The sequence below is a fragment of the Solitalea agri genome (assembly GCF_023914155.1).
GTDB lineage: Bacteria > Bacteroidota > Bacteroidia > Sphingobacteriales > Sphingobacteriaceae > Solitalea > Solitalea agri.
The window spans coordinates 1-14,344 of record NZ_JAMWYS010000057.1 but is presented as its reverse complement, the minus strand read 5'-3'; the positions used below and the strand labels follow the sequence as shown (position 1 = coordinate 14,344).

Below are 14,344 nucleotides of genomic sequence, written 5' to 3'. Positions count from 1 at the left end.
CCCGCCACGAGCGGGATTTTTTATTTTATAACCATAGCATAATTTTATTAAAACAAACAAATACAATGAAAAGAGAAAACATTAGTTCAGGTGCTGTTTGGGAAGACATTGTCGGCTATAGTCGGGCAGTTAAAATTGGCAATGTGGTTGAAGTTTCAGGAACAACAGCAATAGTTAACGGTGAAATTATTGGGGTTGGCAATTTCTATCTGCAAACCAAAACCATTTTAGAAAAAATAGCTGAAACGCTCGAAAAAGCTGGTGCTACGATGAAAGATGTAGTTAGAACCCGAATGTATGTAACCAATATTGAACATTGGGAAGAAATAGGAAAGGCACATGCCGAGTTTTTTAAAGACATTAAACCGGCAACAGCAATGATAGAAATTAAAGCACTAATCGATCCATTACTACTAGTAGAAATTGAAGTAACGGCAATTATTGGGGATAAATAATGCATAGTTTTTTGTAAATTAAATTGAGGAAAACAGGATCGAAATTGCCGGCTACGTTACGTACATCAGATGCGTAGTTATACGTAAAATACACTGTGTCAGAACATTTTGGCTTTAATTGGATTACTTTTAGCAGTTCAGAAATCAAATGTGATGATACCTTTATGAAGAAGAAAGTAGCAATCATTGGCTCGGGTTTGGCGGGAATGGGAGTCGCAATTCAACTTAAAGAGCATTTTAATATTACAGTGTTTGAAGAAGGTGAAAAGGTAGTTGGTAACTCTAAATCTTTTTCAATTTCTTGTGATCAAAAACAATTTACAATTGATACATCCTTCAATTCAATCAATAATTCGGAGGAAGGTTTGTTGTCTTTATTGAAAACACTGGGTGCAAGGGTTAAACCAGCGGATGTTTCATTTGGTATACAACAACATCGGTTTGGTTTAGAGTTTTGTGATAAAGGATTAGATGGTTTTTTTTCACAACGCAAAAATTTGGTTAATGCCAGGCATTTGAAATTGTTTTTAGAGATCAAACGATTTCAAAGCGATTGTTTATCTGATGCTAATGAAATAAAATATAGTAACTACACACTGAAACAATATAGCAAGGATAAGGGTTATAGCTCTGAATTGTTAAACAATTATTTAATACCCATTACTTCAACAATTTGGGCCGTTCCTATTCATAAAGCGCCAGATTTTCCCGCATTAATGCCGATTCAATATTTAAAGAACTATATCATTTCAGGAAGAAATAGTAACAAAAATTGGTTAACTGTTGAAAATTGGAACGATTTATCGACTCAACTAAGAGGCATCGATATTCAAATAAATAAAAAAGTAAGATTTGTTAAACGACAAGTTGAATTCGGGAGAATGATTGTAGTGTTGTTTTTTGAGGATGGTTCGGTCGAAAAATTTGATACGGTAATATTTGCCTGCCATGCCAATCAGGCTTTACGCATTTTAGAAGACGATGCCACAAATTTGGAATACGGCTTGCTAAGAAACTTCAAGTACGAAAAGAATACGGTCAAACTTCATACAGATAGCACCGTAATGCCTGAGAATAAAAAGGCTTGGGCGTCTTTCAATTACAGAATAGATGATTCTGGAAAAGCCACAGCTATTAAATGGGTAAATAGGTTTGAGCAGATGGAGTTAACTAAAAACTATTTTGTTTCAGTTAATGATGCAGGAGAGGTTAATGAGGATGCAATATTGAAAATAGTTGAATATGAACATCCATTGTTTGATTTAAAAACAACAAAAGCTCAAAACCAGTTAGAAAAACTAAATCTGCAGCCAGAGAGTGAAGAATTTGAAAAAACAACATTCTTCTGCGGCAGCTACTTTAAAAATGGGCAGTATGAAGAAACCTTTAGATCCGCAGTTGATTGCGCAGGAGCAGTTTTTCAAAGTCAAAAATACAAAATAGCTGAGTTGAAAATATCATAATCAGAAAAGGGCTGAGTAGATAGTTTCAGCCCTCTTCAAATATTAATGATGGTTTTCTTCGTGATGAGTAGGGTTTTCCAACTCTTGTTTGCGTTGTTTCTCGAAAACAAGAATAATGCAAATAGGAAGAATTAAACCAATGCTTATAACCGTTGGAATTACGTATTGAGCAGGTGCAAGATAAGCCGCTAGTGTTGACAACATAACTTTTAAAATATTTAGCGCAAAAATAAAAAAGCCTGATTAAAAAATAAGTTAAATTAAATAAAACTTCTATGAATTCTTGTCTATACGAATGTTTGATAATGCACGACCGGTTAGAGCCTCGAAAGAGCAAGTTTCATTATGGTAACTTAATGTTTTATTTAAACCTTGATGAAATTGATACCATAGCCCGTAAACGTTGGTTTTTTAGTCGTAATCGGTTTAATATTTTTAATTTTAAAGATGCTGATCATCTTGTTGCCTCTTCTGAGGGCGATTCAAAACCGACTTCAATAAAAGAACATATCGTTTCATGTTTTAAAGAAAATGGGGTTGAGGTTGCAGATAACCAAATTATGGTTTTAAGTAATGTAAGTACATTCGGATACCTTTTTAACCCAGTTTCTTTTTACTTTTTATTGGATGAATATAACGACCCATTATGTTCAATTGTAGAGGTTAATCATAAGTCGAGTGAAAAGAAATACTATTTCATTGGCAAAGAAAAATTAAGAGGACAAAGGTTTTACTTAGATACGCCAAAGTTTTATGGATCTCCGTTTATTGAGAATGATGAGAATGTTCATTTTAACCTTGAAGTACCCGGTAAAATATTTTCAATTAAAATTGATGATCAGAATAAAGACGGTAAACGGGTTTTTGTTAGTACCATGCTAGGAAAAAAACGGAAACTGAATGCTGTTAATTTATTCTGGTATAGTTTAGTTTTCCCTTTTGAGGCCATCAGAATGACAAGCCTGCTTAGATGGCACTCATTTAAGCTAATGTTCAGAGTAATAATTCATTATAAATCAATTGAAAACCCTGAACTGCAGCGAGAAGTATACAAACCCTATCGTCCTTAAACAACAACAATTTATTCAACAAATTTTACTCGATCGTAATACTGCCCTGAGGGGTTTCAACTTTATCGCCAGGTTTTAATTTGGCTCTTTTACGCTTTTCTATTTCACCGTTAACGCGGATGTCGCCGGCATCGACCATTGCTTGAGCATGTCCGCCATTTTCGGCAACCCCACATGCTTTTAACAGTTTAATTAATTCGATGTACTCTGAATTGATTTTAAATGAAGTCATATTTTTGAAATAAAAGCAAAGATAACTTAAAATTAAGTACAGGCATATTTAAACGAATATACCCCTTAAAAGTAGTTTGATGTTGTTACCTTTGAAACTGTGAATATAAACCACCAGGTCTTTTTGGATTTGGAATTTAAATTAATGAAATTGAAAAGATGGAATCGAAAAGACAATTGAAGTTTGCCCGTCAAATTCAGAAAGACTTAGCCGATCTTTTTCAGCAAGAAGGAAGTTCTCTGTTCCCCAATAATTTTGTAACAGTAACCAAAGTTAGAGTAACACCTGATTTAGGAATGGCCCGTGTGTATCTTAGTTTTTTAAACAATAATACAGCACAACAGTCAATTAATGGGGTGAGGGCTCAGCAAAGCGAGATCAGGTATAAACTTGGGAAACGAATTAAAGATCAGGTGAGAGTGATTCCTGAATTGGAGTTTTTCATTGACGATACGCAAGAGTATGTTATGAAAATGAATAAACTATTTGATGAGATTGAAAAGCAACCTAAGTCGGGTGATGAAGAATAAAAAATGGCGTTCTGAATTTCGGAACGCCATTTTTATTTAAAGCATCTTATCTAAATGTTGGTCCTGGTTTTATTTTCAGAGCCATTAATTTTTCATATAAAGCATTAGCTTCTTTTGTGTATCCCATTGCACGATAATATTTCATCAAATCGAAAACTGCACTGAAATGATATGGATTAAAGGCAATAGCCTGTTTATATTCTTCCGAAGCCTCGATCATCTCACCTTTTCCTTCCCTGATTTTAGCCTTTGTATAGAAATAGTCAGCTTTAGAAAAATTGTCCGAAGCAATAGGAAGAGCATTAAATAAGCTTTCAGCGGTTCCCATTTTGTTTAAATTGGCCAATAGTCTAATAAAACGAGTTTGATAACCAGCTATCGCCTTTTGGTTCTTTATTAATGGTTCAACAAAATAGGCTGCCGAGTCAGCATCCCCGCTTTGATAGTAGTATTCGGCAATACGCAGCATATAATCTAGACGGGGAGTGCCGGCGGCATTTAATATTTTTTGTGACGATTGGAGTGCTGCAATGGCAGCATCATATTTCTTGTTATCGGCAAGGGCATCGGTATATTGCCCAAGCAATTCATAATTTTGTGGTTTTTGGTCAACTTGATTTTTCAGAACTGTTAAAGCATCGTTGTATCCAAGCTCTGCCCGAAGTAATGCCGCATAGGCAATCTGCTCATCTTTAATATCTTTTAAATAAGTTGAAACTGCTGGTGCAGTCTTTATATAGTCTTCAGCGGTTATAATAGCATCGGCTATTTGAGCGCTTTTCACATAAAACTGCTCAGTACTGTTCAACAAATCGGCCTTTATTATTGGATCCGACTCAAGTGATAAAGCTTTGATGTATAAAGAGGCTTCTGCATGTAAAGATGCAGTCGGATTGCCCTGCTTTAGGGACTGTGCCTCTAGGAGCTTCGCTTTAGAAACATATAATGGAGCATAATTGCTGTTAAGGCTTTCAGCCCTGGTAATCATTGATTGAGCAGTATTAATATCTCCAAGCAACGACTTTGCATCAGCATAAGCCAAAAGCGCCGGGAGGTAATCCTTATCGTAGCTAAGGGCGGTATCTAATAATGAAATCTGACCCTTTTCGTTGAATAAATTCAGGTATACCTGGGCCCAATTGCTTTTCATGGCTTGTGAGTTTCCGTCTACAGCTGCCTTTTCTTTTTTCACCATTGTCTCGATGAACTGAAAAAGCATCGGATCTTTTGCCTTAAGATCAGCAGTATTACACATTGATTTAAAGTCTAAAGGATGAACTTTTTCCGCTTCAAAATATGCAGGATAAGCCTGGGCGTAATATTCATGTTCGTTATTAGCCGAATAATAATCGAGCATTCTATTTTCGGCCATCGCTTTCAGATAAAGTTCCCTGATTCTTCGCTTTTCAGAATCGGTTAATGCCTGCAAGTGGAATAAATGCACAAACTCGTGTAACAAAACATTTCGCTCACCATATGCACCACGCTCAACATATTCTATTCCTGCAGCCCCACTGCCAACACCTCTGATATCCATCCATTGTCGATTGTCGAATGTGGTAGCAGAATTGAAATAGCTATTATGCATAGCCGAAGCTAAATTGGTATGCAATGGCGGAATGGCAAAGGTTAAGCCTTGCTTGGAAAGCAGAGGGAAATAAGCGGGAGAAGTATAAAGCTGATTGGCCACCCATTTTTTGGCTGTTTCGCCAGTATAGTAGCTGATATCAGGAAATACCTCTGTAAAGCCTTTTTCATTAGAAATTGAAAGGGCTTTTAGTGAATTTTCAATAGAATCATAGCTCGCCAGATAAGGGATGCGTTTTGACTTTATAACAGCAGCCAGCCCATTATGTGCAGGGCCATAGTTTTTCTTTTTTGCTAAGATCTCAAGAAAAACTGCTTGAGCGGAATCCAAACGCAATGTTCTATCCATCGAAAAGGCCATATAAAAGGCCGAAGCCCGGGTCATTGCTGGTAATACAGATGATGGATATTTCTTTTCAACAATTCGTGTATATTCAATGGCCTCTTTAAGCTGATGCTTTTTAATAAGATCTTCTGCTTTGACAAGCTCAGAACTTACTTCTTTATCATTAGTTGATGCATAACGAGCATAGGTTTGTGTTGTATGGCCATTGCCCCAATGCCAATGAGTTTTAAAATGCAAAGGGTTTAGGTCGACAGCAAGCTGCCATTGCTCTTCCATCTTTGTCAGTTGAGTGGCATCTCTTCGGCGCCATATTGCATAACCATAATTAAAGCGGGCATCTGCATTGAATGGATCAAGCTCCAAGGATTTTTTTAAGGGGGTTTCTGCCAAATCAGGTTTCTGATTCCAAAATAGAACATCAGATTCGAGTAACCATGCTTCAGAATTTTGTGGAAACTGGCTTTCTAAATCTTTTGCAATCTTAAGAGCATCGTCGTATTTCTTTTGGAGTAATCGAATATGGCCGAGCTGAATCATAGCTTCGGCATACAAAGGTTTATCCTTTAGTAAGGTTAATTGTTCACACGTTTGAGCGGCCGCTGATAGTTTCCATGCCCAGGTTTGAAGCTGAGCTTTTAACAACAAAGCTTTTGGGTTTTCTTTTCGCCGAGATAACACTTCGCTTACCAGCGAATCTGCTTTTTTAAAATCGTTGTTTACCAGATAATATTCAGCGTTTAATAAACGCATTTCATTGCCAGGGTTTTTATCTGCTGACAATAAACGCCAAGCATCTTTCCACATGCCAAGTTTAAGCATGCGTTCAATTTTAGGCTCATTCTTAAGTTCTTTGTTGACTAAGATGGCTGCTCTTTCTTTATCAAGCGCTTGTTTTGCATTAATGGTGCTATCAGGGTTTATTGCTACCGATTTTAAACCGATAACTGAAAATAAGGCGACTAAATAAACTTCCCTTGTCTTCATTTTTAAAATTAAAATAAATGGTATTAATTGGCTTCGGCACGAATTTAGTATCAAATTCATATCCAAAATGCAAAATGGGAAATTTTTTAGAAGAAAGTTTGTAAATTATACACTAAGGCAAAATTTTATAGTGACTGTGCTCTTAATACAATGTTAATAGTATGTTTTCAGCTTGTTTATTTAAGATTTTTATTTTGCCAAAAAAAGAAATACGCTCATGAGAACAGTAAAAGTAAACCCCAAAGCTACTCAATTAAGATTTAGGGCCATTAAAGAGAAAGAAAAACCAAGCATTGTTTTTCATGTGGATTCTATAGGTAGTAGAAATAATGCAGAGTTTGAGAACAATCATTTAAGTCAGTTAATCCGTTTTAGCGATAAGCTGCACGAGCGTTGGGATGATTTGTTGGACAATTTTGATGACCTCAGCTTAAAATAAAATTCTATTATTTCAATGATTTACAGTACATTTGTAGAACTCTTAAAATAGCCATCGAGACAAATCCAGATACGCGCAAGCGGTGGGGCCAATGTGAAAAGGCCCTTTTTTATTGGCATTAAACAATGGTCAGCGGGTTAAATCGTTTATTGTTCAATATTAAGCCACTATCTACCCCAAGCCATTTATCTAAAACAGTTGCATATACATTTCTGAAATCAATCTGAAATTTTAAATCACCGTTGTCCAGCGTCTTCAGATCCGGAGATTCATTATAGATTCCAGGCTTTTTTAACTTTCCTCCAAATAAGAAAAGATTATTGGCAGTTCCATGATCAGTTCCTCCACTTGCGTTTTGAGATACTCGACGACCAAATTCTGAAAAAGTCATTATTAAGGTATCGTCTAAATTATTAGCTTGTTTCAGATCGTGAATGAAAGCGGCAACCCCGTCTGAATAGACTTTAAGCAAACGGTTTTGTTGCCCTCGCTGCGCCACATGGGTATCGAACCCACTCAATGAAACGTAATATACGCGAGTGCTTAAACCCGAATTAATAAATGTAGCTACGGTTTTTAATTCATTAGCAAATGCTGAAATGGGATAGCTGAATGTGTTTTTATAACGCTTTGCTGTATCATTTATATACTTGGCTGAAGAATAGGTTTCGATCATTGTTTTATATAAATACCCCAGGTTGTCTTCCGAAAGCATGTTTTGTTTAGCATCATCAGCTTCTAACTTAAAAAAAGGCTCTCGTGTGGTTCGATATAACTGATCACTGTTTCGTACAGCAATACCTTTATTTGAAATTCCTTTTAATGCAAGCGACAATGAATCGTCAACTTCAATGGCTGTATGAGGCGATTTACATTCTACACAATTAGAATCGAGGTAACGACCTATCCATCCGGTTGAAATGTACTCGTTTGATCCACTTGCTGTTTGCCAGATATCCATCGACCGAAAATGAGACCGATCGGGATTTGGATAACCTACACCATTCAGAATACTCATCCATCCCTGGTCATAAATCTCTCTTAGTGACCCCATAGCAGGGTTTAAGCCCTGTAGAGTTGTTAATTTGATTACTTCATCAGTATCAATACCAAGTGAGGGTCTTTTTTGATAATATAAATCATCTCCAAACGGCACCACCGTATTCAATCCATCGTTACCTCCCGAAAGCTGAATAATTACCAAGCGCTTGAAACCAATACTTTCAGCCGCCATTAATTCAAAGGGCTTTAAAAATGATGGGATCATTAAAGCACCTGATGCTAAAGCCGTATTTCGTATAAAGTCTCGTCTTTTCATGGAGTAAAATGATTTAGCAAAGTTGATATTCGGGCATTGAAACCAATTGAATAATAATTTCCTTTACAGTTGATTCTGATAAAGCTGATAGTAAAGCATATTTCCTTTTGTTGAGATCGGGGGCTAAAAAGTAATCGACTAATTGTTCGCGGCTAATACTTTGGGGCAAATCCTGAAGAAAGTGGTCCCAATCGGCAGTTGCTTTTATTTTACGGTGTATTTGTGATTCTTGCTTTTGCATCATTGCTACTTGTGCTTCTTCTTCCGGATCGGTTTTTCCGGCTAATTCAATAATGCCATTGTTCAATATCACCGAAGGTATTTTTAAGCGGTACATAAGCGTAGAACTGTCGATCCAGTTTTTACCACCGGGCCAACCACTTACGTTAGGCGGATAAAAAAGTATTTGTCCTAAAGCCCGCTGAAGAAACAAAAGCATATCAGTGCTTTCATAACTTACATAAAACTGGCGTGTTAAGCCAACAATAAATTCCACTGGTGATTTAATGTTTACGCCAATATTCTCAGAGGAATAAAACCAATCGGAGGAAAAAATCAGAAACATTGTACTGCCAATATTATAATTCGTTTGGTAGAAATGATCGGCAAGTTGGTTTACATGTGTTTCATTAATGTTTTCGTTCACAAAGAATTTATAAAACTTGCGACAGATGAATCGAGCGGTTTCTTTTTGCTTTAGAATGATATCAATAATGTCTTCACCGTTGAAGTTGCCGGTATGTCCCATGAAGGTTTTATCTCCAAAGTCGTGCTGTTTAGTGCGAAAAACAAACTCGGTTGTAAAGGGAGTAAAACCCCAACCGGTAAAAGCACGGGCCGATTCTTTGACATCGTTCTCGGTATAGTTTCCGCGGCCAATGGTAAAAAGCTCCATTAGTTCACGGGCAAAGTTTTCGTTCGGACTGTTTTTTCGGTTTTGTTGATTATTTAAGAAAGCCAGCATTGCGGGAGACTTAGAAACTGCGAGCAATAGATCCTTAAAATTACCGAGCGCAAGGTTGCGCATAGTGTTGTTTAGTTGTTGATTATGAAGCGGATTAAAACTCCGGCAGGCAAAATGACCATGCCAAAATAAGGTCATTTTTTCGCGCAGTTGAGCATCGGTAACACTCATTTGCTGCATCCAACGAGTGTTTAAGTTTTCTGTTGATTGCTTGAATAGCCTTCTGAGTTCTTTACGGTTTTCTTCGCTCATCATTTCTTTCCCTTTGACTTCTTCTAAAGAAAAGTCCAAATCAATAAGCGAGTAATCATTGGATTTTTCAAATAGTTCCTTTACAACCGTTAAAAGTGGTTTATTTTTCAGTTGCTGAAGATCTTTATACGTTATTCCAAAACCGGCTCTGGCATATAAGTGCTGAATTTGCCTCATCGACAATCGTTCCATATGCAAATATTTGAACGTATGACAACAATAGATAAAAAGGGTTTAAATCAAGCGGGATTAAATATCAGTCTTAATTTTTTCAATAATTTTATCAGCGTGCTCTCTTGAATTTTCGATGAACCATATGTGGGTGTCCATTCCACCACAAACAACGCCGGCCAGATAAACATTCTTTAGATTGGTCTCCATGGTTTCAGCATCATAGGTAGGATATTGTTTATCATCATCAGATAGGGTTATTCCTGCTTTTTTCAAAAATGAAAAGTTTGGTTGATAACCAGTCATTGCGATGACAAAATCGTTTTCAATTCTGCTTTCTCCTTCCGGTGTTAACAATACAACTTCCGATTCTCTAACTTCTTTAACAGTAGTATTGAAAAGGGCTTTAATGGAACACTCATTAATGCGGTTCTCCAAGTCAGGCTTGGTCCAATATTTTATTCGACCTAATTCCGAACCTCTTACTACCAGCGTAACATCTGCGCCTTTTCTCCACGTTTCTAAGGCAGCATCAGCAGCTGAATTATTTGCCCCAACGACCAAAACCTTTTGTCCGGCATAAAAATGAGGGTCTTTATAGTAGTGGGTTACTTTGGGAAGATTTTCACCCGGCACATTCATTAATAACGGAATGTCATAAAACCCAGTGCAAATAATTAAATGAGATGCTTGATACTGTCCTTTTGATGTTTGAACCCGATACTCATCATTTTCGGGATAAATATTAAGTACCTCTTCAAATAACTGGATTCTTAATTGGTTAGAAAATGCGACCCGCCGATAGTATTCCAGGGCCTCTTGCCGATTAGGTTTCGCATTATTCGAAACAAACGGAATTCCTCCTATTTCTAACTTTTCAGATGTAGAAAAGAACGTCATATTTAACGGGTAGTTAAACAATGAGTTGGTAAGGCATCCTTTTTCCAATATTAAATAGGTTAATCCCGCTCTTTGCGCTGAAAGTCCACAGGCAAGTCCAATTGGTCCACCACCAACAATAATTACATCATATTTAGATTTTAGGGTCACTATAAATAAAGATTTAGAAAGCTAACAGTTTAACAAAGGCCTTGTTTTGGATAAACAAACCAATTCAAAAGGAAATATCCTTGTTACACCATTGCTTATGGCGATTTTTTATTTAGTTTTAGTTAATATACACTTTAGCATCAATAATTTTATGAAGAAATTGATAGGAGCAGTAGCTTTTTTAGGACTGTTTCATTCTGCGCAAGCGCAAGAAAACCCATTCTGGATGCGTTATCCCGCCATCTCACCGGATGGGAAAACCATTGTTTTTAGTTACAAAGGTGATATTTACAAAATGCCCTCTAGCGGTGGTCAGGCAATTCCTTTAACATTGCATGAAGCACAAGATTTTATGCCCGTTTGGTCGCATGATGGGAAATCAATAGCCTTTGCATCTGACCGTTACGGCAATTTTGATGTTTATGTTATGCCTGCCGAAGGCGGAGATGCCAAGCGTCTTACATTTCATTCGGCAAATGATCTGCCCGCAGATTTCACCCCGGATAATAAGAACGTAATTTTCACTTCTGTTCGCCAGGATTTATTTACTTCGGCACAGTTTCCTTATGGACGCATGGCCGAAACCTATAGTGTTCCAGTTGGAGGCGGCAAAACTAGTATGGTAAACACTAATACAATGGAACTCGCACGCTACAGCAAAGACGGAAAGAAAATTATCTATCAGGATTATAAAGGCTACGAAGACCAATGGCGTAAACACCATACCTCGGCGGTTACAAAGGATATTTGGATGTATGATATAGGTGAAAAGTCATACAATAAACTTACAACATTTAATGGAGAGGATCGCAACCCGGTTTTTGGAGCAAATGGTGAGGTTTTTTATTTAAGTGAAGAAAGTGGGTCGTTGAATGTTTATCAAATGACGGCAACAGGTGGAAATGGTACGAAGGTCACTTCTTTTCAAAAAAATCCGGTTCGATTTTTAACTGCTGCCGATGATAATACGCTTTGCTATACCTACGACGGTGAGATTTATATCCAAAAACCGGCTGGGCAGCCTCAAAAAGTCGCTATTAAAATTTTAACTGATGGCCGAAATAATACAGAAAAAGTGCTGCCTGTTAATTCAGGGGTTACCGAGATGGCGCTTTCTCCAAGTGGAAAAGAGGTCGCTTTTGTTTTCAGGGGAGAAGTTTTTGTGAGTTCGGTTGAAGGCGGTGTTACCAAGCGCGTGACCAATACTCCTACGCAAGAGCGTTCTGTGAGTTTTAGCCCTGATGGCAGAACGTTGTTATATGCCGCTGAAAGAGATGGAACCTGGGATGTATTGAAATCTAGTATTCAACGAAAAGAAGAAGCTTATTTTTATTCATCAACTTTATTGAATGAAGAAACCTTAGTGGCTTCTACTGATAAGGATGAATTTCAACCATCATTTTCTCCGGATGGGAAAGAGGTGGCATTCTTGGAAAACCGCACTACATTGAGAGTGTTGAACATTGCTTCTAAAGCAACCCGAACTCTGTTAACAGACGACAACAATTATTCTTATTCAGATGGGGATCAGTATTACACATGGTCGCCTGATGGAAAATGGATACTGGCTAGTTTTAGTGAACCTAACCAATATTTCAACAGTGATATTGCGTTAATTGCTGCCGATGGAAAGCAAAAATTGACGAATCTTACCCCGAGCGGCTATAGCGAAGGGTCGCCAAAATGGGCTATAGGCGGTAAAATGATGATTTATTTTGCCGATCGAGATGGCATGAAAAACCATGGAAGCTGGGGCGGTGAATCAGATGTTTATGGATTATTCTTTACTCAGGAAGCTTTCGATAGATTTAAGCTCAGTAAAACAGACTTTAATCTGGTAAAAGAGCAGGAAGACAAAGAGAAGAAAGATAAAAAAACAGAAGAAGCCGATTCAAAAGATAAAAAAGAGACTAAAACCGCCAGTCCTGAAGACAAAAGTATCAAAATTGAACTGCCAGGTATCGAAGACCGTCGCCTACGTTTAACGATCAATTCTTCAGATCTATCAGATGCGATTATGTCTCCAGATGGAGAAAAGCTCTATTATCTTTCTAAGTTTGAAAAAGGCTATGATTTATGGGTAACAGAGCCTCGTTCTAAAGACACTAAAATTTTAGCTAAGCTGGATGGTGGTCCTGCAGGTATAGAAATCTCTAACGATGGTAAATCATTATTTGTGGTTTCGAGTGGAAGGGTTTCGAAAGTAGATGCTGAAAGTGGAAAGGTAACACCAATTGGCATTAGCAGCGAAATGATGCTGAGCGCTGCTCAAGAGCGTGAATACATTTTTAACCATGCATGGCGTCAGGTAAAGGAGAAATTCTACGTAACCAATTTACAAAACGTTGATTGGGATTATTACGGAAAGACCTACAAGAAGTTCCTTCCTTATATAAATAACAACTATGATTTTGCTGAGATGATGAGCGAAATGCTTGGCGAGCTGAACGCTTCGCATACGGGTTGCCGTTATTCTCCGGCTTCAGAAGGCGGTGATAGAACCGCAGTTTTGGGCTTAGTATATGATGACAGCTATAACGGAAACGGGCTTAAGGTAGAAGAAGTTCTGCTTAAAGGACCTTTTAATACTGCAAAATCAAAGGTAAAAGCGGGAGCAATTATCGAGAAGATAGATGGCCAACCGATAACTGCCAATGAAGACTACAATAAACTGTTGAATCGTAAGGCAGGCAAATTAACATTAATTTCATTGTTCGATCCGTCAAATGGCACACGCTGGGATGAAAGTATTAAACCTCTTACCATAGGAGAGCAGAACGAACTGTTATATAACCGTTGGGTAGAGAACCGTCGTAAAGAGGTTGATCAACTTTCGGGAGGAAAAGTAGGCTATGTTCACGTTCGTGGAATGAATGATGAAAGTTTCCGTACAGTTTATGAGGATGTGCTGGGTAAGAATGGTCAAAAGGAATCACTGATAGTGGATACCCGTTTTAACGGTGGTGGTTGGTTGCATGACGACTTGGTTACTTTGTTAAGTGGTAAGAAATACATTGATATTTATCCGAGAGAAAAACACAGAGGACAGGAGCCATTTAAGAAATGGACAAAACCATCGGTGGTTTTAATGGGAGAGGGCAACTACTCTGATGCACACATGTTCCCTTATGCATACAGGGCCAATAATGTGGGTAAGCTCATCGGTATGCCGGTTCCGGGAACAGGTACTGCCGTTTGGTGGGAAACACAGATTGATCCGACCTTAGTATTTGGAATTCCGCAAGTTGGGATGTTAGATACTAACGGAAAGTATTTGGAAAACAATCAATTGGAGCCCGATGTTAAGGTGGCAAATGATCCTTCAGTGCTAACAAGCGGAAGAGATCAACAAATTGAAACTGCGGTTAAAGAGTTGATGAAAAGCAATAATCTAAAGGCATCTAAATAAAATAAGAAGAGGCTGTCTCAAAAGGACGGCCTCTTTCTATTTTCAGGGGTTATCAACAAGTTAAAGCAGGATTT

At 37.7% G+C, this 14,344-nt stretch carries 12 protein-coding genes; 6 read left to right on the top strand and 6 right to left on the bottom strand.

Annotation, left to right across the window (positions count from 1 at the left end; all coding sequences use genetic code 11):
- Nucleotides 1-65 precede the first annotated feature (65 nt).
- Together NF867_RS15970 and NF867_RS15965 are read left to right on the top strand one after the other, a co-directional pair.
- The gene (locus NF867_RS15970) at nucleotides 66-455 is read left to right on the top strand and encodes a RidA family protein (RefSeq protein ID WP_252589393.1); all 390 of its coding nucleotides are present in this window, start codon (nucleotides 66-68) and stop codon (nucleotides 453-455) included.
- A 164-nt stretch (nucleotides 456-619) separates the two neighbouring features.
- Nucleotides 620-1,918, top strand: a complete 1,299-nt coding sequence (locus NF867_RS15965) for an NAD(P)-binding protein (RefSeq protein ID WP_252589392.1) — start codon at nucleotides 620-622, stop codon at nucleotides 1,916-1,918.
- 42 nt (nucleotides 1,919-1,960) lie between these two features.
- Here the strand turns inward: NF867_RS15965 and NF867_RS15960 are convergent, their stop codons facing one another.
- Complete coding sequence (locus NF867_RS15960; RefSeq protein ID WP_252589391.1) at nucleotides 1,961-2,122, bottom strand: hypothetical protein; 162 nt, start codon at nucleotides 2,120-2,122, stop codon at nucleotides 1,961-1,963.
- A 71-nt stretch (nucleotides 2,123-2,193) separates the two neighbouring features.
- On the opposite strand from NF867_RS15960, the gene NF867_RS15955 reads away from it, so the two are divergent.
- Entirely contained in the window at nucleotides 2,194-2,988 is a 795-nt protein-coding gene (locus tag NF867_RS15955; RefSeq protein ID WP_252589390.1) for a DUF1365 domain-containing protein, read from the top strand.
- A 25-nt stretch (nucleotides 2,989-3,013) separates the two neighbouring features.
- Here NF867_RS15955 and NF867_RS15950 read toward each other — a convergent pair whose 3' ends face one another.
- Nucleotides 3,014-3,220, bottom strand: a complete 207-nt coding sequence (locus tag NF867_RS15950) for an RNA-binding S4 domain-containing protein (protein WP_252589389.1) — start codon at nucleotides 3,218-3,220, stop codon at nucleotides 3,014-3,016.
- A gap of 158 nt (nucleotides 3,221-3,378) precedes the next feature.
- Between NF867_RS15950 and rbfA the strand changes: the two genes are divergently transcribed.
- Nucleotides 3,379-3,750, top strand: coding sequence for a 30S ribosome-binding factor RbfA (gene rbfA / locus NF867_RS15945; RefSeq protein WP_252589388.1), 372 nt, complete (start codon nucleotides 3,379-3,381; stop codon nucleotides 3,748-3,750).
- A 46-nt stretch (nucleotides 3,751-3,796) separates the two neighbouring features.
- On the opposite strand, the gene NF867_RS15940 is transcribed toward rbfA, so the two are convergent.
- Nucleotides 3,797-6,667, bottom strand: a complete 2,871-nt coding sequence (locus NF867_RS15940; protein WP_252589387.1) for a tetratricopeptide repeat protein — start codon at nucleotides 6,665-6,667, stop codon at nucleotides 3,797-3,799.
- Nucleotides 6,668-6,884: 217 nt separating this feature from the next.
- Here NF867_RS15940 and NF867_RS15935 point away from each other — a divergent pair, with 217 nt between their 5' ends.
- Nucleotides 6,885-7,106, top strand: coding sequence for a hypothetical protein (locus tag NF867_RS15935; protein ID WP_252589386.1), 222 nt, complete (start codon nucleotides 6,885-6,887; stop codon nucleotides 7,104-7,106).
- Between the two features lie 118 nt (nucleotides 7,107-7,224).
- Here NF867_RS15935 and NF867_RS15930 read toward each other — a convergent pair whose 3' ends face one another.
- The 3 genes from NF867_RS15930 to NF867_RS15920 are packed head-to-tail and all read right to left on the bottom strand — an operon-like array spanning nucleotide 7,225 to nucleotide 10,861.
- Complete coding sequence (locus NF867_RS15930; protein WP_252589385.1) at nucleotides 7,225-8,424, bottom strand: DUF1501 domain-containing protein; 1,200 nt, start codon at nucleotides 8,422-8,424, stop codon at nucleotides 7,225-7,227.
- Between the two features lie 13 nt (nucleotides 8,425-8,437).
- Nucleotides 8,438-9,832 carry a DUF1800 domain-containing protein gene (locus tag NF867_RS15925; protein WP_252589384.1) on the bottom strand — a complete coding sequence of 465 codons (1,395 nt, stop codon included), beginning with the start codon at nucleotides 9,830-9,832 and terminating at the stop codon, nucleotides 8,438-8,440.
- A 57-nt stretch (nucleotides 9,833-9,889) separates the two neighbouring features.
- Nucleotides 9,890-10,861, bottom strand: coding sequence for a YpdA family putative bacillithiol disulfide reductase (locus NF867_RS15920; RefSeq protein WP_252589383.1), 972 nt, complete (start codon nucleotides 10,859-10,861; stop codon nucleotides 9,890-9,892).
- A 151-nt stretch (nucleotides 10,862-11,012) separates the two neighbouring features.
- Here NF867_RS15920 and NF867_RS15915 point away from each other — a divergent pair, with 151 nt between their 5' ends.
- Nucleotides 11,013-14,270, top strand: a complete 3,258-nt coding sequence (locus NF867_RS15915) for a S41 family peptidase (RefSeq protein WP_252589382.1) — start codon at nucleotides 11,013-11,015, stop codon at nucleotides 14,268-14,270.
- Nucleotides 14,271-14,344 lie beyond the last annotated feature (74 nt).

Coding starts and splice junctions, on each gene's coding strand:
- NF867_RS15970 (WP_252589393.1), top strand. CDS start 66: ATGAAAAGAGAAAACATTAGTTCAGGTGCTGTTTGGGAAGACATTGTC.
- NF867_RS15965 (WP_252589392.1), top strand. CDS start 620: ATGAAGAAGAAAGTAGCAATCATTGGCTCGGGTTTGGCGGGAATGGGA.
- NF867_RS15960 (WP_252589391.1), bottom strand. CDS start 2,122: ATGTTGTCAACACTAGCGGCTTATCTTGCACCTGCTCAATACGTAATT.
- NF867_RS15955 (WP_252589390.1), top strand. CDS start 2,194: ATGAATTCTTGTCTATACGAATGTTTGATAATGCACGACCGGTTAGAG.
- NF867_RS15950 (WP_252589389.1), bottom strand. CDS start 3,220: ATGACTTCATTTAAAATCAATTCAGAGTACATCGAATTAATTAAACTG.
- rbfA (WP_252589388.1), top strand. CDS start 3,379: ATGGAATCGAAAAGACAATTGAAGTTTGCCCGTCAAATTCAGAAAGAC.
- NF867_RS15940 (WP_252589387.1), bottom strand. CDS start 6,667: ATGAAGACAAGGGAAGTTTATTTAGTCGCCTTATTTTCAGTTATCGGT.
- NF867_RS15935 (WP_252589386.1), top strand. CDS start 6,885: ATGAGAACAGTAAAAGTAAACCCCAAAGCTACTCAATTAAGATTTAGG.
- NF867_RS15930 (WP_252589385.1), bottom strand. CDS start 8,424: ATGAAAAGACGAGACTTTATACGAAATACGGCTTTAGCATCAGGTGCT.
- NF867_RS15925 (WP_252589384.1), bottom strand. CDS start 9,832: ATGGAACGATTGTCGATGAGGCAAATTCAGCACTTATATGCCAGAGCC.
- NF867_RS15915 (WP_252589382.1), top strand. CDS start 11,013: ATGAAGAAATTGATAGGAGCAGTAGCTTTTTTAGGACTGTTTCATTCT.